This window comes from Flavobacterium sp. NKUCC04_CG, assembly GCF_019345525.1.
GTDB lineage: Bacteria > Bacteroidota > Bacteroidia > Flavobacteriales > Flavobacteriaceae > Flavobacterium.
This window is the reverse complement of the sequence record NZ_JAHKRA010000013.1, coordinates 13196-34968: the sequence shown is the minus strand read 5'-3', so window position 1 is coordinate 34968 and position 21773 is coordinate 13196. Positions and strand designations below refer to the sequence as shown.

The 21773-nt window shown below is 36.5% G+C and carries 20 protein-coding genes; 9 read left to right on the top strand and 11 right to left on the bottom strand.

Features of this window, described 5'->3' with window-relative positions:
* From yaaA to KO524_RS11040, 4 genes are all read right to left on the bottom strand, one after another.
* Window positions 1–765: a peroxide stress protein YaaA gene (yaaA, locus tag KO524_RS11055; RefSeq protein WP_219294023.1), complete on the bottom strand. Its 765-nt coding sequence runs from the start codon at window positions 763–765 to the stop codon at window positions 1–3.
* A 78-nt stretch (window positions 766–843) separates the two neighbouring features.
* A complete protein-coding gene (locus tag KO524_RS11050) occupies window positions 844–1848 on the bottom strand; it encodes a metal-dependent hydrolase (protein WP_219294021.1) in 1005 nt (334 codons plus the stop codon).
* Window positions 1849–1914: 66 nt separating this feature from the next.
* On the bottom strand, window positions 1915–2394 hold the full coding sequence (locus tag KO524_RS11045; RefSeq protein ID WP_219294019.1) for an Lrp/AsnC family transcriptional regulator: 480 nt from the start codon (window positions 2392–2394) through the stop codon (window positions 1915–1917).
* Window positions 2395–2476: 82 nt separating this feature from the next.
* Entirely contained in the window at window positions 2477–3631 is a 1155-nt protein-coding gene (locus tag KO524_RS11040) for a M14 metallopeptidase family protein (protein WP_255555244.1), read from the bottom strand.
* Between the two features lie 309 nt (window positions 3632–3940).
* On the opposite strand from KO524_RS11040, the gene KO524_RS11035 reads away from it, so the two are divergent.
* Window positions 3941–4474, top strand: coding sequence for a helix-turn-helix transcriptional regulator (locus KO524_RS11035; RefSeq protein ID WP_219294017.1), 534 nt, complete (start codon window positions 3941–3943; stop codon window positions 4472–4474).
* Here the strand turns inward: KO524_RS11035 and KO524_RS11030 are convergent.
* Window positions 4441–5013 (bottom strand): 1-acyl-sn-glycerol-3-phosphate acyltransferase, encoded by a 573-nt coding sequence (locus KO524_RS11030; RefSeq protein WP_219294015.1) that lies wholly within the window; start codon window positions 5011–5013, stop codon window positions 4441–4443. The genes KO524_RS11035 and KO524_RS11030 overlap by 34 nt on opposite strands.
* A gap of 34 nt (window positions 5014–5047) precedes the next feature.
* Between KO524_RS11030 and KO524_RS11025 the strand changes: the two genes are divergently transcribed.
* From KO524_RS11025 to KO524_RS11015, 3 genes are read left to right on the top strand one after another with little or no spacing between them, the layout of a single operon-like run.
* Window positions 5048–5731 (top strand): spermidine synthase, encoded by a 684-nt coding sequence (locus KO524_RS11025; RefSeq protein ID WP_255555243.1) that lies wholly within the window; start codon window positions 5048–5050, stop codon window positions 5729–5731.
* Between the two features lie 50 nt (window positions 5732–5781).
* Window positions 5782–6657 (top strand): transporter, encoded by an 876-nt coding sequence (locus KO524_RS11020; protein WP_219294013.1) that lies wholly within the window; start codon window positions 5782–5784, stop codon window positions 6655–6657.
* A 5-nt stretch (window positions 6658–6662) separates the two neighbouring features.
* Window positions 6663–7781: a GNAT family N-acetyltransferase gene (locus KO524_RS11015; protein ID WP_219294011.1), complete on the top strand. Its 1119-nt coding sequence runs from the start codon at window positions 6663–6665 to the stop codon at window positions 7779–7781.
* A gap of 100 nt (window positions 7782–7881) precedes the next feature.
* On the opposite strand, the gene KO524_RS11010 is transcribed toward KO524_RS11015, so the two are convergent.
* The 5 genes from KO524_RS11010 to KO524_RS10990 form a co-directional block, all read right to left on the bottom strand.
* Entirely contained in the window at window positions 7882–9150 is a 1269-nt protein-coding gene (locus tag KO524_RS11010) for an aminotransferase class I/II-fold pyridoxal phosphate-dependent enzyme (RefSeq protein ID WP_219294009.1), read from the bottom strand.
* 377 nt (window positions 9151–9527) lie between these two features.
* Window positions 9528–11933: a thiamine pyrophosphate-dependent enzyme gene (locus KO524_RS11005; protein ID WP_219294007.1), complete on the bottom strand. Its 2406-nt coding sequence runs from the start codon at window positions 11931–11933 to the stop codon at window positions 9528–9530.
* A gap of 410 nt (window positions 11934–12343) precedes the next feature.
* The gene (locus KO524_RS11000; protein ID WP_219294005.1) at window positions 12344–12976 is read right to left on the bottom strand and encodes a nitroreductase family protein; all 633 of its coding nucleotides are present in this window, start codon (window positions 12974–12976) and stop codon (window positions 12344–12346) included.
* 11 nt (window positions 12977–12987) lie between these two features.
* Window positions 12988–13944, bottom strand: coding sequence for a phosphoribosylaminoimidazolesuccinocarboxamide synthase (locus KO524_RS10995; RefSeq protein WP_219294003.1), 957 nt, complete (start codon window positions 13942–13944; stop codon window positions 12988–12990).
* Between the two features lie 37 nt (window positions 13945–13981).
* A complete protein-coding gene (locus KO524_RS10990; RefSeq protein WP_219294001.1) occupies window positions 13982–15967 on the bottom strand; it encodes a thiamine pyrophosphate-dependent enzyme in 1986 nt (661 codons plus the stop codon).
* Window positions 15968–16461: 494 nt separating this feature from the next.
* Between KO524_RS10990 and KO524_RS10985 the strand changes: the two genes are divergently transcribed.
* Entirely contained in the window at window positions 16462–16788 is a 327-nt protein-coding gene (locus tag KO524_RS10985; protein ID WP_219293999.1) for a hypothetical protein, read from the top strand.
* A 169-nt stretch (window positions 16789–16957) separates the two neighbouring features.
* Here KO524_RS10985 and KO524_RS10980 read toward each other — a convergent pair whose 3' ends face one another.
* On the bottom strand, window positions 16958–17392 hold the full coding sequence (locus tag KO524_RS10980) for a hypothetical protein (RefSeq protein ID WP_219293997.1): 435 nt from the start codon (window positions 17390–17392) through the stop codon (window positions 16958–16960).
* A 476-nt stretch (window positions 17393–17868) separates the two neighbouring features.
* Here KO524_RS10980 and KO524_RS10975 point away from each other — a divergent pair, with 476 nt between their 5' ends.
* The 4 genes from KO524_RS10975 (at window position 17869) to KO524_RS10960 (ending at window position 21700) form a co-directional block, all read left to right on the top strand.
* On the top strand, window positions 17869–18819 hold the full coding sequence (locus KO524_RS10975) for an isopenicillin N synthase family oxygenase (protein WP_219293995.1): 951 nt from the start codon (window positions 17869–17871) through the stop codon (window positions 18817–18819).
* Window positions 18820–18827: 8 nt separating this feature from the next.
* Window positions 18828–19178, top strand: a complete 351-nt coding sequence (locus KO524_RS10970) for a translation initiation factor (protein ID WP_219293993.1) — start codon at window positions 18828–18830, stop codon at window positions 19176–19178.
* Window positions 19179–19194: 16 nt separating this feature from the next.
* Window positions 19195–20064 carry a nucleoside phosphorylase gene (locus KO524_RS10965; RefSeq protein WP_219293991.1) on the top strand — a complete coding sequence of 290 codons (870 nt, stop codon included), beginning with the start codon at window positions 19195–19197 and terminating at the stop codon, window positions 20062–20064.
* A gap of 130 nt (window positions 20065–20194) precedes the next feature.
* Window positions 20195–21700, top strand: a complete 1506-nt coding sequence (locus tag KO524_RS10960) for a succinate CoA transferase (RefSeq protein WP_219293989.1) — start codon at window positions 20195–20197, stop codon at window positions 21698–21700.
* Window positions 21701–21773 lie beyond the last annotated feature (73 nt).

The following is a 21773-nucleotide window of genomic DNA, read 5'->3' as shown; positions in this document are numbered from 1 at the left end:
TTAACGTATAAATACTAATTTATTTTCCGTAGAATTATCCGCACTAAACGCATAACCGTCCGTATCAAACCCCTTTAAGCCTTCAATGGTTTCTATTTGGTTTTCGATGATATATCGCACCATCATTCCCCTAGCTTTTTTAGCAAAAAAACTGATCGATTTTAGTTTACCCGCTCTCAATTCTTTAAAATCTGGTGTTACCAATTGCCCTACTAAGGCTTTTTTATCAACTGCAGAAAAGTATTCTACGCTTGCTAAATTAATCAATAATTCCCCTTTTTTCATCTCCTTATTCAATGCCGCAGCAATCAACGGTTTCCAAAACTCATAAAGATTCGCCGATTCTCCCACACTCATTTTTGTACCCATCTCCAATCGATAAGGTTCAATAAAATCAAAAGGCTTTAGCAAACCGTACAGCCCAGACAATATCCTGAGTTTTAACTGCAAATCAGCACACTGCTCTTCATTTAAAGTATAAGCATCTAAACCGCTATAAACATCTCCATTAAAAGCATAAACGGCTGCCCTTACATTTTGCGAAACGGCAGTGGTTTTTAAAGTTCGCTCTTGATTTCTCGTCCAATTGAGTTCAGCTAACTTAGCTGATATATGCATTAAATCAGCCAAATCCTTTTGACTGTAAGTCTTTAACACCTCATTTACCAACTTGACTTGTTTCTTAAAGATAGGCTCCGTCTTAAAGGAAAACGGAACTGCTGTATTATAATCTAATGATTTAGCAGGTGAAATTAGTATTTTCATTTTTATCTCTTTTATCTTTTCAAAGTTAAATATAATCTCCTAGAGCAACCGTATATCCAAAAGGCATTTGGTTAAAAATTAGTCGCCAAAGATTCGAGTCCACATATTCTTCAGCATAACAACACCATCTCTTTTTTCTTTTTTCACCTCTTGAGCCTCCCAAACGCCATCTGCATTCTCAAACAAGTGATAACTAAACGCAAATTGAGTTTCTTTTGGATAACTCTTTAACAAACCAAATCTCAAGTCGTTAAAATACAGCTGATTTTTTGATTTCGACATGGTAAATTCTCCATTTGACAAATCGATTAGCCGCTCTACAACAGGTTCCTTTTCGATATCCTTAAGGAGTTCCAAATTTTTATCGAATTCCTGATACTCAATTTCGCCTTTATCAAAAAAGGAATAAGTCCCAATCCAGTAACTGGAATCCATTTCAACTATTCCATTCCATAAAACCGTATTAAAGGCAGTAGGTTTTACTGCAAGGGAATTAAAAACCTGCTGTTGTTTATCCAAACTCTCTTCAAATTTGTTGTAGGCTAAAAACTTCAAGATTAAAGTGATCAATAAATAAGCCGAACTGACAACTATACCATAAGTATTCCACTTCATCCTCCGTTTCATATCCTTGGTTTCCCGCATTGATTTGACTAAGAAAAAAATAAAAGGTAAAGTATAAAGTGGATCAACCACGAAAATGGACTTAAAAGCAAAAGAATAATTCCAAGGCCACAAGATTTCCGTTCCCCAGGTAGTAAATGCATCTAAAAAGGAATGTGTTACCAGTCCCAAAAAAACGAGATTAAAACCCTCTTTAAAACTAACACCTTTAGCGCGCTCTATTCGATGTAGCCCATATCCTAGCAAAACCGCCAAAACCGTTGCGAATAAAAAGGAATGCGTAAGCCCCCTATGGATTTCCAACGCGACAATTGGATCTAAAAAGAGACCAAAAACGACATCTAAGTCAGGGATCGTTCCTGCAATCGCACCATATAGAATGGCTTTGTTTTTAATTTTTGTACCGAGAACCGCATTACCAACCGCTGCCCCTAAAACAATTTGAGTTAGAGAATCCATAAAAAAAATTTAAATATAAAAAAAACCGCCCGAAGGCAGTTCTAATTCAATATGATTTATCAACTACTAAAGTTCTTTGAAGATGGTATGCATCAAACGTTTTTTATCGTTGATACTTTCTTCCAAAGAAATCATAGACTCTGTTCTGTAAACACCATCTATATCATCTATTAGATAAATAACTTCTTTAGCGTGACGCGTGTCTTTTGCTCTAATCTTACAGAAAATATTAAATTTACCAGTAGTAACGTGAGCTACAGTAACGAAAGGAATTTCATTAATTCTTTCCAATACAAATTTAGTCTGAGAAGTATTGTGAAGGAAAATTCCAATATATGCAATAAAAGAATATCCTAATTTCTCATAATCTAAGGTAAGAGATGATCCTTGAATTATCCCTGCATCCTCCATTTTTTTTACACGAACATGAACTGTTCCTGCGGATATCAAAAGTTTCTTTGCTATATCTGTAAAGGGTACTCTTGTGTTGTCAATCAACATATCCAAAATTTGATGATCTATCTCATCTAATCGAAACTTACTCATAAATCAATAATTTATCTAATTCTAATTTGAACTACAAAAATACTACAAAAAATCAATGTTCTTTAGTAAATTCGTGGTTTTATTATTTTTTTAGCAATTCATTAACACTTAATTGTCCCAAATCAATCAATTCCAAGAGATTTCCGTCAATTAATTCATTTATATCTGGCTCGGATACTTTCCATTTTACTGGAACATCCACCACTAAATGTGCCTGTAACCCTTCCTCTATATTAATCGCCACTATAGTTGGTGCAAAATTAATAATTTTATCTATTAAAACCTCTTTATATTGCACCCAAACACGATCTTTTTTACCAGAATCCGTATAAATCGACTGAACGTTAGTAAATAACACATCTCGAAACGATTTTTCGTTCTCCGGTATTGCAAGATAATCATTTATTCTTATATTTTTGAAATCTTTGGAATTAATATTTGTTAAAATTGTTAATAGTGCTCGGAAAACCTCGCTTCTAGTAACTTCTCTTTCATAATCCCTAGGAAAATGGCCTGCCTCAAACAAGATAGTAGGCACTCCTCTAGATTGAAAATAGTCACCAATACAGTTCAAATTAAAACCGTCATCAAATCGTCCTATACTATTAGGTAGATACTTTTGCAACTCCTTATTCATAGTAACGATCAATTGCATCGCTTCTAAACGACAAGCATTAACCTCTCGGGCTTCATTATAAGAAGGGGCCAAAAAAGATATAGTAGCAGGATTTTTCGTTTTCCCAGCTGCAAAAATAGTTCTTTGGTCGTGCAAATTAAATGCGTAATGAGGCCTAAATTGATCAAATACATTTCTTAAGCATCGACTCTCCGGTTGAGATAAATTAATTGAATCGCGATTTAGATCCACCTCATTGGCATTAACCCTGGTATAATTTTCAGCACCATCAGGATTAAGAATCGGTATGATTAAAAGCGTAAACTGCGACTTAAAAGATTGCGCCATCGCTTCGTTCGAATTTAAGAAACACAATAAATCCGCAACCGCTTTTGTGGTAGTCGATTCATTTCCGTGCATCTGAGACCACATTAAAACACGGGTCGATCCCCGTCCAACTTGAACCGATTTTATCGCTCGTCCTTCAACACTTATCCCTTGAGTTTCCAGTTTAAAATCAACAGACAACTCCTTATACAAGCCCTCTAAATCTTCCGAAACCACATAGCGCCCATATACCCAAGGCGATTTATAAACAGCACATATTTTATCTATATTCATAGTCCCTATTTGCAAATTACAAAAGTAAACAACTTATTATTTACAAATGTAAACATCTCATATCTTGCTATTGTTTACATTTGTAACAAAGTGGTTTTTTAAAAAACCGCTACACGCTCCTGTTTTTATAGGAGATAATAAAAATTAATATTTAACACATCAATAATCACTAATCCAGCAATCTAAACTTAATTACTTAAAGTAATAATTAATGTATATTTTAGGCTTCGGACTAAGAATTTGTTTTTGTAAACATTATTTTATTACATTTGTAAACAACAACAGTTGTTAAATTTCAACAATTAAGCCATGGATAATTTTGTAAACCGATTAGAATTTTTACTACAACACTATGAGTTTAGTGCATCCACTTTTGCCGATAAAATTGGTGTACAGCGCTCGAGTCTTTCGCATCTTTTGTCTGGACGAAACAAACCCAGCTTGGATTTTATCATGAAAATATACGAGGCTTTTCCAGAACTAAATCTGTATTGGCTACTAAAAGGCGAAGGTGATTTTTTACCGGAAAACAGCCCAGCTCCTCCGTTAAATTCACCCTCTCTTTTTTCTGAGGAATTCCAAAAAACAGCAATCACTTCTCAAGTGGCACCTCCAAAAAGCACTCCTGAAATTACGGAAGAAAGCGTATTAACAACTCCGACTGAAGTAGTCCAATCGGAACCCAAACCCACTTTAGTAACACCGGAAATCTCTAATGAAGTTTTACCGAAAACAATCCAAAAAAAAATCTGCTCGACCAGAGAGATCGAACAGATTGTGATTTTTTATAAAGACGGTTCTTATAGCGGCTATACCCCTAATTCATCGGAATCCGGTTCATAACTATAATTGGCTTTTTTCCCTTTAATTCCGCGATACAAATTTTGTAAGTATTGGATATCGGCATCAGCTTTATCCGTAGGATAAAAAGGTGGAAAAAATTTGACTTCTTTTTTTCCGTAATCAAAGGCAACGGGAATAATCGGAACGCCAGCGCGCTGAGCAATATAATAAAACCCCGTTTTCCACGTACCCACTTTTTTTCGAGTTCCCTCTGGAGCAATAGCCAAACGAAATATTTCTTTCTCTTCAAAGATATCGGCTATAGCTTCTACTTTATTACTTTTTTTACGTCGATCTAATGCGGCTCCCCCCATCCAATTAAAATAATAATTGAACGGAAATAGAAACAACTCCTTTTTGGCTACAAAATTCATATCCATCTCCATAATCCCCCTTGTAAAAACACCTAAATAAAAATCGTGCCAACTGGTATGTGGCACCACAATCATCACGCATTTTTTTATTTCTGGATCAATAGTCCCCGAAATCTTCCATCCCATAAGGTTGTGGAAAATCCATTGGTAAAGCTTTTTCTTCATTTCTCATTTATATGCTGCTAAAATACATTTATATTTGTACTTAACAATTGAAAATATGGTCGCGCGTTTCCTCAGTTTTTTTATTCCAATAAAAGCAAAAGTGTTTTCCTCTAAGATAAACGATACTTTAGAGGTGAGTTGGAACAACGGCAAACTGGTTTTAGACACGCCCCATACCAACTATTCTTACGGCAACTTACAGAAAATCTTAAGAAAAGGATTGCAAACTATAGGATTCCACCAAATCAAGAAAATGCAATCCGTTCTGGTGTTGGGTTTAGGAGCAGGCAGTGTTATCCATACTCTACGTCGTGACATTGGATTTGGCAAAAAAATAACCAGTGTAGAACTCGATCCCACGGTTCTTGATATCGCCAAAAAATATTTTAAGCTAGACGAGTTCGAAAATCACGAAATCATCTTAGGCGATGCTTTTGAATTTGCTTTAAAAAACACCAGGCACTATGATTTAATTCTGGTCGATATTTTTCAAGATGCAGAAATGCCTGGTTTTTTATTTGAAAGTTATTTCGTTCATCACTTACAAAAGATGATGCGCACCAATTCCTATCTTTTATTCAACACCATTACACTGGTATCCGAGCACACGGATAGAAACACAGCATACCTAAAACTCTTTGATTCCAGCGAATATTACGTCCGTCGCTTGTCGAAAATTCAAAATCACAACGAAATCATCATTATACGAAAACTATAACTCGGCCTTTCATTATATTTCTTTATTTTTGAGAAACTAAATTGCTTAAAATGCTTCAAAAACTCACAGTACTACTGGCTTTGCTCTTCACTTGTGTCTTACAAGCTCAACATACCAGCGAAATTAACTCCAACAGACCAAGTCAATCCATGGGTGCTTTTTCCGTAGGAAAGACAGTTTTACAATTGGAAGCAGGTGCCACCTATCACGATGATCCAGTTACAGACCATGTTAAAAACCAATATGCCGCAGAATTACAACTGCGCTATGGCGCTTTCTTTGAATCTTTAGAGCTGGTAGCCGATTTCAATTTCGCCAAACAGCATTTTTACAAACCCGTAGATGGGCAGGCCATCAACACATCAGCGACCACAGGTTTTTCCAATATAGAAGTTGGTGCAAAGTATTTAATTTATGATCCTTTTAAAAACTACGAAGAAAAAATAAATATTTACAGCTGGAAAGCCAATCAACGATTTAAGTGGCGTCGCTTAATTCCCGCAGTAGCGGTTTATGCCGCAGCTACATCAAAGCCAACAGGCGTCTTTTCAAGCCCTGAGGAGCCCGAAATAAGCCCAAAGGTCATTCTTATCGCCCAGCAACACTTTAGCGAAAAATGGGCCTTAATTACGAATTTAATAGCCGACAAAATCAGCTCTGAAGAATTTAGAGGTTATAGTTATATAGTAACACTTACCCATGGCATCAATAATCACTGGTCTGTATTTGCAGAAAATCAAGGTTATAAAAATGATTTTTACAAAGAAATGAATTACAGAGTGGGCACTGCCAACCTAATTGATAAAAACATGCAGATAGACCTAGCCGCTGGTATGAATCAACGCGAAGGGCATGCCTCATTTTTTGCACAAGTAGGTCTTTCTTGGCGATTTGATAAGAATCACCGCGATGTGGAATTAAAATAAACGTGATGATTGAAATAAAAGAAGCTATTAGCAAACGAGAAATGATGGATTTTGTAAAATTTCCATTTGAATTATACAAGGGAAATGCCTATTGGGTTCCCCCTTTGATAAAGGATGAATATAAAAGTTTTAATCAAAAAAATGACATTTTTAAAAGCGTAAGCGTCAAATTTTTCTTAGCCTATAAAGACGGGAAAATAGTAGGGCGCATTGCGGGAAGCATCAATTGGACAGAAGTTAAGGAGTTGAAAAAATCAAAAGTTCGATTTGGTTGGCTCGAAATGATCGACGATATAAATGTAACTCGGGCTTTACTTGAAAAAGTAGAAGAATTCGGTCGTGAAAATCAATTGGCATATACAGAAGGCCCCATGGGATTTTCAAATATGGACAAGGCGGGCATGCTGACCGAAGGATTCGAATATATTGCCACCATGATTGGTATTTACAATTTGGAATATTATCCTCGCCATTTGGAGCAGCTGGGTTATCAAACCGAAGCGGAATGGCTTGAATACAAATTGGACATCAACACTTTTAATCCCGACAAAATCAATCTAATGGCCGATTTGGTTTCCAAGCGCTATGAGGTCAAGCTACTCGAGTTTAAAACGATTAAGGAACTGCTACCCTATGTTGATGAAATGTTTGGTTTACTCAATAAAACTTATGCAAACTTACAGAGTTTTGTACCGATACAGCAATTCCAAATAGAACATTATAAAGAAAAATATCTGTCGTTTATACATCCCGATTTTATATCCTGTGTTATGGATAGAAACCATAAAATGATTGGTTTTTCCATTACTATGCCTTCTTTTTCGAGAGCATTTCAAAAAGCCAATGGCAGTTTGTTTCCGTTTGGGTTTTGGCATTTGTTGCAAGCGATGAAAAAAAACAATCACGCCGAGTTTTACCTGATTGGAATCGATCCAGAATATCAAAACAAAGGCATCAATGCTTTAATGTTTAAAGAGATTTACGACAATTTCACTAAGAAAGGTATCTCCTTAATCGAAACCAATCCGCTGTTGGTCGAAAACAACAAAATACAGCAATTATGGAAACAATTTAGTCCGGTAATACACAAGAGGAGAAAAACGTTTAGAAAAGAGCTCAGCTAGAGTTGTTTAGGATATTTATATTAAGCTTCGCCCCCAAAAATATTTACCTATAAAAAAAGCTTCCAAAATGGAAGCTTTTTTTATTTATAACGACTACTACTTATGATGCATTACTAACATCAACCGTAGTTCTGCTAGCAATTTCCTTATAAGTACCGTTTTCTAATTTCTCTCTAATCGCTTCATAAGCTGCTAAAGTTTCAGAAATATCTTCCATAGTATGTGTCGTAGTCGGTATCATTCTCAACAAGATAATCCCTTTAGGAATCACAGGATAAACAACAATCGACAAGAAAACATTATAATTCTCTCTTAAGTCATTAACCATTACCATAGCTTCCGGAATACTTCCTTCTAGATATACGGGTGTAACACAGGTATTGGTATCACCTATATTAAAACCTCTATCTTTTAATCCGTTTTGCAACGCATTTACATTTTCCCAAAGTTTGGCTTTAAGTTCCGGTTGGGTTCTCAAAAGATTCAAACGGGTAAGCGCTCCTTTAACAAATATCATTGGAAGTGCTTTTGCAAACATTTGAGATCTCAAATTGTATTTTAAATAATCGATGATGTCTTGATCAGCAGCAACAAATGCACCGATACTCGCCATTGATTTTGCAAAAGTAGAAAAATAAACGTCAATACCGTCTTGACAAGCTTGTTCCTCACCTGCTCCAGCTCCTGTTGCTCCTAAGGTACCAAACCCATGGGCATCATCAACCAACAGTCTAAAGTTATAACGATCTTTTAAAGCGATAATTTCTTTTAATTTTCCTTGTTGTCCTCGCATACCAAAAACACCTTCGGTAATCACTAGGATTCCTCCTCCAGTGGTTTCTGCCATTTTAGTAGCGCGTTGTAAGTTTTTTTCAAAACTTTCAATATCATTGTGTTTGTAAGTAAAACGTTTACCCATATGTAGACGAACACCGTCGATAATACAAGCATGTGAGTCCACATCATAAACGATAATATCGTTTTTCGTTACCAATGCATCAATAATAGAAACCATTCCTTGATAGCCAAAATTCAATAAATAAGCAGCTTCTTTTTGTACAAAAGCAGCCAATTCATCTTGAAGTTGTTCGTGCATGGTTGTATGTCCAGACATCATTCTCGCTCCCATAGGATATGCGGCACCATATTCTGCTGCTGCTTCAGCATCAACGCGACGCACTTCGGGATGATTAGACAATCCGAGGTAATCGTTGATACTCCAATTGATAATTTCTTTGCCATGAAACATCATACGATTAGACAAAGGTCCTTCTAATTTTGGGAACACGTAATATCCTTCAGCTTGTGAAGCCCATTTTCCTAGCGGTCCTTTACTTTTATGTATTCTGTCGAATAAATCATTTATCATAATATAGCTATGTTTAAAACAATGTGCAAAAATAATGATATTTTATATGCTATCATAATATTTAGCTATCAATTTTACTGGTCAAAACCCTAGAACTCAAGTTGTATTTACTGAGAAAAAGTTAAAAGCCGGTATAGTTTGTAATTCCTATCCTAAAAAAAAAGGACAATCAGTTAAGCTTTTATTATAAGGTTCTTTTTATCTACTTGTTTCCTAGTAGAAAAGTCCGTACAACACTAGCTCGTTTTTAGCTGCGAATCCGTGTTGTATACAATAAGGTGGTTGCATTATTCCTTAAAAAAGGAACTTAAAATCTTATAAATAAAAAAGGGCTTTTCATAAGAAAAGCCCTTTTTGTACCAAAAATATAATTCGAATTAATATAAACTTGGATATTTGATTGGATTTGCCTCGTTCATTATTGCATAAATTTTTTCAAAAACATCCTCGGAAGATGGTTTAGAAAAATAATCTCCATCTGTTCCGTAAGAAGGTCTGTGTGCCTTAGCAGTAAGCGTCTGAGGCGCACTGTCTAAATAACGATAACCGCCTTGCGTTTCAACGATTTCCTGCAATAAGTAAGCCGATGCTCCTCCCGGAACGTCTTCATCTACCACCAATAAACGGTTGGTTTTCTTTAAACTCGCCGCCACTTGATGTGTTATATCAAACGGCAAAAGTGATTGGCAATCTATTAATTCCACTTCGATTCCCAATTCGAGTAATTCAGCTGCTGCTTGTTCGATTACACGTAGGGTTGACCCATAGGAAACCACCGTGATATCCTTACCTTCTTTCATGGTTTCTACCACTCCAATCGGCGTTTTAAATTCTCCTAAATTATTAGGCATATTCTCTTTCAAACGGTAACCGTTTAAACACTCAATAACCAAGGCCGGCTCGTCTGTTTCCAATAAAGCATTATAAAAACCAGCGGCTTTTGTCATGTTTCTCGGAACCAATACGTGCATTCCTCTGATTGCATTGATAATCATACCCATCGGTGATCCAGAATGCCAGATTCCCTCTAAACGATGACCACGAGTACGCACTATAAGTGGTGCTTTTTGTTTTCCTGAAGTTCTATATTGTAGCGTTGCCAAATCATCACTCATGATTTGAATAGCATATAACAAATAGTCCAAATATTGGATTTCTGCAATCGGTCTTAGACCGCGCATCGCCATTCCAATACCTTGACCTAAAATCGTTGCTTCGCGAATTCCTGTATCGGAAATTCTTGTCGCTCCAAATTTTTCTTGCAAACCTTCCAATCCCTGATTTACATCACCAATATTACCCGAGTCTTCACCAAAAATCAATGCATTTTCATGTTTTTTGAAAATGGCCTCAAAATTATCCCTTAAAACAACTCGCGCATCCACTTCTTCGGCATCGTCGTTGTAAGTTACAGGCACTTCAACAATATGCGCTAGACTGTCTTTGGAATTGGAATATAAATTAGAACTGAACTTAGGTTGAATTTTTTCAAAATAAGCCTTGATAAACTGCGCCATTTCAGCCTGAGGAGCCTCATTAACAACCAGTCTTATTATTTTTCTTGCTGCGGTTAAAATTTCTTTTCGAATAGGCTCTTTTATCGCCTCTAATTCCGTAGCACTTTGTTCAATTACATCGCGATGAGCACTTTGGGGAGCTACTCTTTTTAACAATTCAACGAATTCTGTACGCTCTTTTTTAATAGGATCTATATAAGCATTCCAAGCGGCTTTTTTAGCCTCTAATACTTCTTTTTTAAGAATTTGATCCAATTCATCTAAGGAGTCGGCCGTCGCTATATTGTTTTCTATAATCCAATTTCTCATTTTCAACAAACAATCAAACTCCACTTCCCATTCCAAGCGCTCTTTGCTCTTGTAACGTTCATGTGATCCCGAAGTGGAATGTCCCTGAGGTTGAGTTAATTGTTGAACGTGAATTAAAACCGGTACATGTTGTTCTCTCGCAATTTGAGAAGCGGTATTATAAGCCTCAATTAAGGCAACATAATCCCATCCGGCAACTCTAATAATTTCGTAACCTTTTTGTTCGTCATCACGCTGAAACCCCTTGAGTATTTCAGAAATATTTTCTTTGGTAGTTTGGTATTTGGCGTGTACAGAAATACCGTACTCATCGTCCCAAACACTCATAACCATAGGAACCTGTAGTACTCCAGCTGCATTGATGGTTTCAAAAAACAAACCTTCAGAAGTAGAAGCATTACCAATAGTACCCCAAGCAACTTCATTACCCGATACAGAAAAATTATTTTCTACATCCATATTGGCGAACTCTCTATATACTTTTGACGCCTGTGCTAAACCTAACAATCTTGGCATTTGCCCTGCTGTAGGTGAAATATCGGCGCTAGAATTTTTCTGTGCTGTTAGTTTTTTCCAGTTTCCATTTTCATCTAAACTGTGGGTAGCAAAATGCCCTCCCATTTGTCTTCCAGCCGACATCGGATCGTGGTCCAAATCGGAATGACCAAATAATCCTGCAAAAAACTGTTGCGTAGTCAAAGCTCCAATTGCCATCATAAAAGTTTGATCGCGGTAATAGCCCGAACGAAAATCTCCATTGCGAAAGGCTTTGGCCATAGCTAATTGCGGCACTTCTTTTCCATCTCCAAAAATTCCGAATTTCGCTTTTCCCGTCAACACTTCTCTTCTTCCCAATAAACTACATTCTCTACTGGTACGCGCAATTTTATAGTCTTGTAGAACTTCTTTTTTAAAATCTTCAAAAGAAAGAGGTTCTTTTATAGCCGTTTGATTCATAGTAAAACCGTATGATGAAATAAATAATATTACAGATCACGAATATAATACAATCTAATTAGAAAAACTAATATACCCGCTTTAGAAGTATTCCTAAAAAAAGAACTTTATATTGCATTATTCTTTGTTAAATCGAAAAACACCTCGTTATAGGAGGTAAAAACAGGTAAATCGCCACTTTAATTACCAAATTATCAGTTTGACAAAAAGTCGTTTTTAGTCCAAAAAAAATGATTTTTGGGTAATTTTTAAGCTTTTAAATGAGGGTAATTTGCACATTCGCGAATTCGTTTACGCGCATTGCAGCCTACCACACTTTTCAATTACTACACTCCTTTAATAGGGAATTCCGTGCAGATTGAATTTGTAAACTATAAAAAAAGCTGTCTTAAGACAGCTTTTTTTATAGTTTACTCTATTATGGTCAACATCTTCTCGAGTGGAAATCGCACTTTTTTTAGTGGAGCCAACCAATCGTTTTCTTCATCTCTATAACCTAAAGGAAGCAGGGTTACACTTTTTAATCCCCTTTTATCCAAGCCTAATAAAGTGTCCAAAATCGCATTGTCAAACCCCTCCATAGGAGTAGCATCTACTTTTAGTTCCGCAGCAGCTGCTATAGCCATACCGAAAGCAATATATGCCTGTCGTGCCGCATGCTGAAATTGTCTTTCCAAATCCCAAGGCTGAAATTGCAACAACAAACTGTTCTTATAGTCGTCCATAGTTCCCGCAGCTAAATGCCTTATTTCTTCCATATTGTCGAAAACAGCATCCAATCGCGCTTCGGTATATTGATCCCAAGCTGCAAACACCAAAAGATGTGAACAATCTAAAATTTGAGATTGTTGTGCCGCTTCATTATAAATCTTTTCTTTAAAGCTTTGGTTTTTTACCAAAATCATCTCAAAAGGCTGTAAGCCTGAGGATGTTGGCGCCATACGAGCCGCTTCGATAATTTGATTCACTTTGACTTCTGGAACCACAGCGCCCGTCATTTTCTTAGTAGCATGTCTCCAATAAAGACTTTTTAATAACTCCATACCATCAATCATTAGTTTTTATAATCTGCTAAGAAAGCCAATACATTTTTCTCAATTCGTTCCAATATATTAGCAACATCTGCCTTTTGAAAAGTTTCGCCCATAATCTTCTCATACAATTCAATATAACGCTCCGAAACGGTTTGAATATATTGATCGGTCATTTCGGGAACTACTTGCCCCTCTTTACCTTGAAAGTTATTAGCGATTAACCACTGTCTCACAAATTCTTTAGACAATTGTTTTTGTTGCTCTCCGTTATTTTGACGTTCTTGATACCCCTCTGCATAAAAGTATCTAGAGGAATCCGGAGTGTGAATTTCATCGATTAGAACTATTTTTCCATCTTTAGTTTTACCAAATTCATATTTGGTATCCACCAAAATCAAGCCTCTACTCGCTGCAATCTCCGTACCTCTTTGATATAATGCTCTTGTATATTGCTCTAAAACCAAATAATCTTCTTCTGACACTATAGCCTTACTTAAGATGTCTTCACGAGAAATATCTTCGTCGTGATTTCCCAAATCCGCTTTAGTAGAAGGGGTGATAATCGGCTCGGCAAAACGATCATTTTCCCTTAAACCGTCTTCCATAATAACACCACACAAAACTCTTTTCCCCAAAGCATACTCTCTGGCAGCATGTCCAGAAAGATATCCTCTAATAACCATTTCAACTTTAAAAGGTTCACACAAATGCCCAACAGCAACATTCGGATCAGGTGTCGCTATTAACCAATTTGGTACTATATCCTGCGTGTTTTGCATGAATTGAGTAGCAATTTGATTTAATATTTGTCCTTTGTAAGGGATTCCCTTTGGCATTACCACATCAAAAGCAGATAGTCGATCCGTAGCTATCATGACCAATAATTGGTCGTTGATATTATATACTTCACGCACTTTACCGTGATATACTGATTTTTGATTTGGAAAATTAAAATCGGTTTGTGTGATTGTATTCATAAATATGGGTTTGTTGTGTTGTTGTTATCGGTTTAAATTAATACGCCAGTAAATCGATTAATTCGCTTTCAAATCTTCCCTTCGGTAAATATTGATCTTCTAAGGCTTTTACAAAAGGAATTGCCGTATCCAAACTAGCAACACGTTTTACTGGTGCATCTAAATACTTAAAACAATTTTCCATAATAGTTGCAGCTATATCACTAGCCACACCTCCAAACAATGAATCTTCTTGTAAAACAATTACTTTTCCGGTCTTTTTTACCGATTGATAAATCGATTCCCAATCCAAAGGCTGTAAAGTTCTCAAATCCAACAAATCCGCTTTAATATCCGGATTTTTATCCAAGGTTTCCAAAGCCCAATGTACTCCTGCGCCAAAAGTAACAATGGTTACATCGCTACCTTCTCTTAAAAGAGCAGCCTGTCCAAACGGAATCGTATAATAATTGGTTGGCACTTCTTGATAAATACTTCTATAAAGCATTTTATGTTCGAAAAACATTACCGGATTAGGGTCGTTAATTGCGGTGTTCATCAAACCTTTAGCATCTAAAGGAAAGGCTGGATAAACCACTTTTAATCCTGGTGTTTTAGTAAACCAAGCTTCATTGGTTTGCGAGTGAAAAGGCCCTGCTTGCGTACCGCCTCCACAAGGCATTCTAACCACTACATCGGCTTTTTCATTCCATCTGTAGTGAATTTTAGCCAAATAGTTTACAATAGGATTAAAGCCCGTCGAAACAAAGTCACCAAATTGCATTTCAACTATGGCTTTTTGTCCGTTTATAGACAATCCCATAGCAGCTGAGACTATAGCACTTTCACAGATTGGTGTATTTCTGATTCGCTCTTTTCCAAACAAATCCACAAATCCGTCAGTTACTTTAAATGCTCCTCCATATTCTGCAATATCCTGACCCATAATCACCAAATTAGGATGGCGCTCAAAAGATTGTTTTAAACCCTCTGATACGGCGTCCACAAGTCGAATCTTATGTGTTTCTTCCCCCATCTCAAACACTTGGTGTTCATAGGGCGCATACATATCTCTCAATTCTTCATCTAAATCGGCTTCGATCAACGGTTCACTTTGAACTTTAGCCCAATGCTCGTCTATCTCTTTTTTAAATGCAGCTCGAATCTCAACATCGGCTTCTGCACTTAATACACCTAATTCTAACAAGTATTTTTTATAGTTCTCCAAAGGATCTTTAACCGCCCACATATCCATCAACTCTTGAGGAACGTATTTGGTTCCGCTAGCCTCTTCATGACCGCGCATTCTAAAAGTTTTAAACTCGATTAAAACCGGATGTGGATTTTCTCTCATCGACTTGACAATGTCCGTCAATTTTGTATAAACCTCTAATATATTATTTCCATCTATAATATGGCTTTCCATACCATAACCTACAGCTCTATCCGCCAAGTTTTCACAGCGATATTGTTCATTGGTCGGCGTTGAAAGTCCATAACCGTTGTTTTCTATAACAAACAATACCGGCAAGTCCCACACAGAAGCTACGTTTAATGCTTCGTGAAAGTCCCCTTCAGAAGTTCCACCCTCTCCAGTAAATACCGCAGTAACTTTCTTTTCATCTTTTAACTTATGTGCCAATGCAATTCCATCTGCCAATCCCAATTGAGGACCCAAATGTGAAATCATTCCTACGATATTAAATTCTTGTGTTCCAAAATGAAACGAACGCTCTCTTCCTTTAGAAAAGCCATCTGCTTTACCCTGCCATTGTGAAAACAAACGGTATAGCGGGATATCTCTACTGGTAAAAACCGCCAAGTTTCTATGCATAGGCAACACGTATTCGTCACGATCTAATACACTAGTAACCCCAACTGAAATCGCTTCTTGCCCTATACCTGAAAACCATTTTGAAACCTTTCCTTGACGAATCAAGATTAACATTTTCTCTTCGATTAATCGAGGTTTAAGTATTTTTTTATACAAATCCAAAAGGACTTCATTAGTCAAATCTTTTTTGTCGTATTTTATATTTTCCATAGTAAGTCATAAAGGGGTTAAAATTAATAATTCTTTAAAGAATAACTAAAAAAAACACCGCTTAAATATTTTTCCTTAAATATTGATTTTCAAGCCTATAAAAAAGAACTGCTTTACAATCGAAATCACAGTGAAAATATCAGCTGTTAATCGCGATTTATTAAGCCGTTAAACTCAAAAAAAAGCCACGGCTATGCTTTCTTTTTTTTAAAATGAAAAGCTGCGGCTTTATCTCCGACTTTAGCAGCGCAAAATTTTAACAATTTTAAGCAAAAACAGCCTTAATTATCCCCCTAACAAACGGAGATGAAAAATCAAAAAACCAGTATTTTCAAGGCTTTTCTACCCGCTGAGATTTCTAGATTTTCTAAAAATTATTAATTTTATCACAAAAAACACAACTGCGTATTCCGCAAAGAAATTATATATTAATTTCACTTTACAAAATCAAAGAATGATTTTGAGTCATTATTACCAATTTAATACTAAAAATTATGAACATTAAAAATTCAATCGCTCTTACTGCTTTACTAGCTGTATTTGCATCAGCAAGCACAATGGCTCAAACAGGCGAAAAGCTAAAAGCAACTGTAAATCAAGAAGGTGCTAAAACACAAAAGAAAATTGAAAAAGCAGAAGGCAAAGTAGAACAAACCAAAACTACAGAACAAGCTAAAGTCAACACTCAAGTAGCCAAATCAAAAAGTAAAATAGAAGAGGTAAAAACCAAAGAAACCGCTAAAGTAGACGCCAAAGTCAGTGATATGAAAAAAGAAACTGCAAAAGCGGAGGACAAAGCAAATCAAATGAAAAAGAAATAGGAAATTTTCTATTTAAAGTATTCATCAGCAGTTACCTCACGTAGTTGCAAAAAAAATCACCTCTAGCAATTTGGAGTTCAAACTCAAATTGGAGAGGTGTTTTTTTTATATTAAACAAAGCCTTAATAGCCTTAATAGCCTTAATTTGTAAACACTATAATCCTATTAATTACAAACCAGCCGCGATTACTTTATAATCTGTAATCTTTAAATCTTTACCTTCTTTGGATAGATATAGGATTTCTTCCGATTTTCCATTGGCATATTCAACATTGTATTTTAAAACATAATGAGCGTCTGCATTGGACTCGTCGGTGGAAGTATTCTTTTGCCAATCTTTAATTTCGAAAGTTTTAATTTCGCCTAACTTGGCTTCTTTTTCCAATAAATAATTTTTTAATTTCTCTTTAGAAGATTTTGCGAAGTAATCGTCGCCCATTAAGTTATAGATAGAATCATAATTTTTATTCATCGAATAATAATACAACCATCCGCCTACAGCTTCGGCTGCTCTTTCATCTTGTTTAAGCCCTCCTTTTGTAACATTAGAATTACAAGCAATAAAAAAAGGCACTGCCAAAAAAAGTAAAAGTTTTAATTTCATAATTGTTATTTTTAATGTTATTAATTATTTTACATTACCGCATTATCTATATTAGTAAATATAAACTTTTATATGATAAATGGCAAATTATATTTACTATAATTTTCAATTATCGAATTATTCTTCACCTACAAACTCAAATCAGCTTTGTATTTAGCGACTATTCTGTTAAAAAATAAGTTTTTATTATACATACAATTCCTTGATAACTCACACACATCAAGAGACAGAATGTCCTTCACAGCACACGGTAGCTCTTTTTTATAGTTTAAAAAATTGCTGCATTAATTGCAAAATCACTTCGAGCCACTCCAAACCAAAAACACAAGCGTACCCAACATTTAAGAACCGAATCAGAGCCACTAATAAAAGTCCTTAATATAGATAATAGTTGTAAAATTCGAACCCAGGTATTAAAAAATATCAGTAAATTTGCTTCACTTATATTAAGTTTTTTTATTAAACAAATTATAACAATGCAAAACATTCCCAGTGTTGACTTGCGTGATTTCCTATCGGACGACCCGATACGTAAACAAAAATTTGTAAATGAAATCGGAAAAGCCTACGAAGAAATTGGATTCGTAGCATTAAAAGGTCATTTCCTAGATGACCAACTCGTTGAAAACCTATATACAGAGGTTCGCAACTTCTTTAGCCTTCCCCTGGAAGTCAAAGAAGGCTATGAAATTCCAGGTATTGGTGGACAACGCGGTTATGTCTCTTTTGGAAAAGAGCATGCAAAAGGGCGCAAAGAAGGAGACTTAAAGGAATTTTGGCATTTTGGACAATATGTTCAAGACAACCCAGAACTAGAAGCGACTTATCCAGCGAATGTTCAAGTGAGAGAGTTACCTCATTTCAATACAGTAGGAAAAGAAACCTACCAAATGCTTGAGAAAACAGGTGTTTACGTATTGAGAGCCTTGGCTTTATTTCTCGGATTAGACGAGTTTTATTTTGATGCTTTTCTCAAAAACGGCAACAGTATTTTACGTCCTATTCACTACCCTCCCATACTGGAAGAGCCCAAAAATGCTTTGCGCGCTGCAGCCCATGGAGACATTAATTTGATCACGCTGTTAATGGGAGCTCAAGGAAAGGGATTACAAGTACAAAACCACGATGGTCAATGGATTGATGCCATTGCTCAACCGGATGAATTGGTTATTAATGTAGGCGATATGTTGTCCCGTCATTCCAATAACAGATTAAAATCAACCATACACCAAGTGGTAAACCCCGTCCGTGAACTATGGGGAACCTCTCGATTTTCAATCCCATTTTTTATGCATCCAATTAGTGAAATGCCGCTAAACTGTTTGCCTGAATGTATTGACGAAAATCACCCAAAACAGTTTGATGACATTACTGCTGGCGCATATTTACATGAGCGTTTAGTTGAATTGGGATTAATTAAAAAATAAACACCGTAATGAGTAAAAAAATCAGTAATTTAGAAGATTTAGGCGGCTTTGTATTTTCGACCAATGCCTCTTTTTCATATGAGGAATCCAACGAAGAAAAAACTCCGCTAAAAGCTAATGAACAGCGATTGGAAGCTCATTTAGATAAAAAAAATCGAGGTGGCAAAGTAGCCACCTTGATTAAAGGTTTTCAAGGTAGTGATGAGGATTTAAAATCTCTTGCCAAACAACTCAAAACCCTTTGTGGTGTAGGCGGTTCAGCAAAAGATGGCGAAATCATTATACAGGGAAACTTTAGAGATAAAATCATGGAGTTCCTCAGCAAACAGGGATACAAAATCAAACGCGTAGGCGGATAATTTAAAAACACACACCATGCCCATCAAATCATCTGAATTAATTTTAAATCCGGACGGGAGCATTTATCACTTAAACCTTCGTCCAGAAAACTTGGCCAAAGATGTGATTTTTGTTGGCGATCAAGACCGTGTTGAACAGATTTCTGAACATTTTGACACCATTGAGTTTCGCACTCAGAAAAGAGAGTTTAAAACGCATACCGGCACATTTAAAGGAAATCGCATTAGCGTCATTTCAACGGGTATCGGTCCTGACAATATTGATATTGTTCTAAATGAGTTGGATGCTTTAGTCAATATTGATTTCGAAACGCGTTTACCCAAACAAAATCACACCTCTTTAAACATCGTTCGCGTAGGTACATCCGGATCACTTCACTCCGACCTAGCTGTAGATAGTTTTTTACTATCGCAATACGGAATCGGTATGGACAATATGTTGCGTTCTTATGAACTGCATGACATCTGCGAAGAAGAGATGGAAGATGCTTTTATTCAGCATACCCAATGGGACTCTAGAAAAGGCCGTCCTTATATCATTGGTAACAGTCCGTCATTGGAAGCCCGCTTAAGCGGTACTCAAATGAACTATGGAATTACCGCTACTGCAAGTGGTTTTTATGGAGCACAAGGAAGAGTATTGCGACTGGCTTTGCAAGACAGTTCGCTAAATCATAAAATAGATACTTTTACTTTTGATTCTTATAGAATAACAAATCTCGAAATGGAAACTGCGGCTATATACGGATTATCAAAACTATTAGGCCATCAGGCGGTATCGCTAAATGCGATTATCGCAAATAGGGCCGACGGCACCTTTAGTACCGACCCCTACAAAGCAGTACGTGCATTAATCAAATACACTTTGGAAAAGCTAACCGAATAGGTTAGCTTTTTTGCTTTTTAGCCTTATATTTTAAAATGATTCTAAAATAGGATGGAACTTAAAATAGGGAAGGTATAATTTTCAAAACTCTCAAAATAACGCTAAATTTAGCGCTTAATTTATTTTTAAGATGATTGAAGAAAATTTGCCACTAGAAAGGATTAATTTTGAAGCATATAAATCAAAAATTATCACTGCTGAGCAAGCAGCTCAATTGATCCCAAACGGCGCAGTAGTTGGTGCGAGTGGGTTTACCAAAGCTGGAGATAGCAAGTCTGTATTGCCGGCTTTCGCAAAAAGAGCAGCCACAGAAGATGTAGCAATCACCTTGATAACTGGAGCTTCTTTAGGCCATACTACCGACGCGGATTTAGCCGCCAATCATGCATTAATTCGCAGGATGCCCTTTCAAGCAGACGCTACTTTAAGAAAAAGCATCAATAACTACGAATTAAAATACGTCGATCAACACTTAAGTGAAACGATAGAACAACTTCAATGCGGTCATATACCCGCTGTAGACATCGCCATCATCGAAGCTTCCTTTATCAACGATCAGGGTTTTATAATACCTACTACTTCAATAGGTAATTCTGCCTATTTTGCAGCTGCCGCACCTAAAATAATTATTGAAATCAACACCTTGGTACCGACTTCTTTTAGAGGAATTCACGACAATTGCGTACCACAAAGTTATCCAAACAGAGAAATTATACCGATACAAACCGTGAGCGATCGCATAGGAGAAGCATTTATCCGCCTGAATCCAGAGCACGTAATCGGAATTGTTTTTACAGATATACTCGATACACCGGCAGAATTGACACATCCCGACGAAAAAACAACTGCTATATCACAACATTTACTGCGTTTTTTTGAAGGAGAAATCAAAAAAGGCACTTTAACTCCTTCTTTACTGCCTTTACAGGCTGGAATCGGAAAAGTGGCCAATGCCGTACTCACCGGATTAATCGATGGCCCTTTTGAAAACCTTACCATGTATTCTGAGGTATTGCAAGACAGCACCTTTGATCTTATCGATTCGGGTAAGATGAATTTCGCCTCAGGCTCCTCTATTACAGTTACCGAAAACTGCTACCAACGCATTTTAAAGAACTTTGACAATTACCAAGATAAATTGGTATTGCGCCCTCAAAACATCAGTAATTCACCCGAGGTGATTCGTCGCCTGGGAATTATTGCCATCAATACTGCTATAGAATTCGATATTTATGGAAACGTCAATTCCACACATATAGGCGGAAATCGCATGATGAATGGAATTGGAGGCTCGGGTGATTTTGCCCGAAATGCCTATTTAAGTATTTTTGTAACTCAAGCAGCTTCAAAAGATCATAATTCCATATCTCATGTTTTACCGATGGTATCGCATGTGGATCATACCGAACACGACGTCGACATACTCGTTACAGACCAAGGTTTAGCCGATTTACGCGGTTTATCGCCTAGAGAGCGCGCAGAGGTCATCATCGAAAACTGTGTACACCCCGACTACCGCCCTTCAATTCGCGATTATTTCGAACGCGCTAAGGCTGTAGGCGGCCACACCCCTCACCTTTTAAATGAAGCCTTTAACTTTCATATAAAATTCAAAGAAACGGGCTCCATGAAATAAGCGACACCAAAATCTCCATCTAATAAATGGAGATTTTTTTTGCGTTTTAACCAAAAATTATTACAAATAACGC

Bases quoted from the DNA above. Each gene is read 5' to 3' on its own strand.
- yaaA (WP_219294023.1), bottom strand. From the start codon at position 765: ATGAAAATACTAATTTCACCTGCTAAATCATTAGATTATAATACAGCA.
- KO524_RS11050 (WP_219294021.1), bottom strand. From the start codon at position 1,848: ATGGATTCTCTAACTCAAATTGTTTTAGGGGCAGCGGTTGGTAATGCG.
- KO524_RS11045 (WP_219294019.1), bottom strand. From the start codon at position 2,394: ATGAGTAAGTTTCGATTAGATGAGATAGATCATCAAATTTTGGATATG.
- KO524_RS11040 (WP_255555244.1), bottom strand. From the start codon at position 3,631: ATGAATATAGATAAAATATGTGCTGTTTATAAATCGCCTTGGGTATAT.
- KO524_RS11035 (WP_219294017.1), top strand. From the start codon at position 3,941: ATGGATAATTTTGTAAACCGATTAGAATTTTTACTACAACACTATGAG.
- KO524_RS11030 (WP_219294015.1), bottom strand. From the start codon at position 5,013: ATGAAGAAAAAGCTTTACCAATGGATTTTCCACAACCTTATGGGATGG.
- KO524_RS11020 (WP_219294013.1), top strand. From the start codon at position 5,782: ATGCTTCAAAAACTCACAGTACTACTGGCTTTGCTCTTCACTTGTGTC.
- KO524_RS11015 (WP_219294011.1), top strand. From the start codon at position 6,663: ATGATTGAAATAAAAGAAGCTATTAGCAAACGAGAAATGATGGATTTT.
- KO524_RS11010 (WP_219294009.1), bottom strand. From the start codon at position 9,150: ATGATAAATGATTTATTCGACAGAATACATAAAAGTAAAGGACCGCTA.
- KO524_RS11005 (WP_219294007.1), bottom strand. From the start codon at position 11,933: ATGAATCAAACGGCTATAAAAGAACCTCTTTCTTTTGAAGATTTTAAA.
- KO524_RS11000 (WP_219294005.1), bottom strand. From the start codon at position 12,976: ATGGAGTTATTAAAAAGTCTTTATTGGAGACATGCTACTAAGAAAATG.
- KO524_RS10995 (WP_219294003.1), bottom strand. From the start codon at position 13,944: ATGAATACAATCACACAAACCGATTTTAATTTTCCAAATCAAAAATCA.
- KO524_RS10990 (WP_219294001.1), bottom strand. From the start codon at position 15,967: ATGGAAAATATAAAATACGACAAAAAAGATTTGACTAATGAAGTCCTT.
- KO524_RS10985 (WP_219293999.1), top strand. From the start codon at position 16,462: ATGAACATTAAAAATTCAATCGCTCTTACTGCTTTACTAGCTGTATTT.
- KO524_RS10980 (WP_219293997.1), bottom strand. From the start codon at position 17,392: ATGAAATTAAAACTTTTACTTTTTTTGGCAGTGCCTTTTTTTATTGCT.
- KO524_RS10975 (WP_219293995.1), top strand. From the start codon at position 17,869: ATGCAAAACATTCCCAGTGTTGACTTGCGTGATTTCCTATCGGACGAC.
- KO524_RS10970 (WP_219293993.1), top strand. From the start codon at position 18,828: ATGAGTAAAAAAATCAGTAATTTAGAAGATTTAGGCGGCTTTGTATTT.
- KO524_RS10965 (WP_219293991.1), top strand. From the start codon at position 19,195: ATGCCCATCAAATCATCTGAATTAATTTTAAATCCGGACGGGAGCATT.
- KO524_RS10960 (WP_219293989.1), top strand. From the start codon at position 20,195: ATGATTGAAGAAAATTTGCCACTAGAAAGGATTAATTTTGAAGCATAT.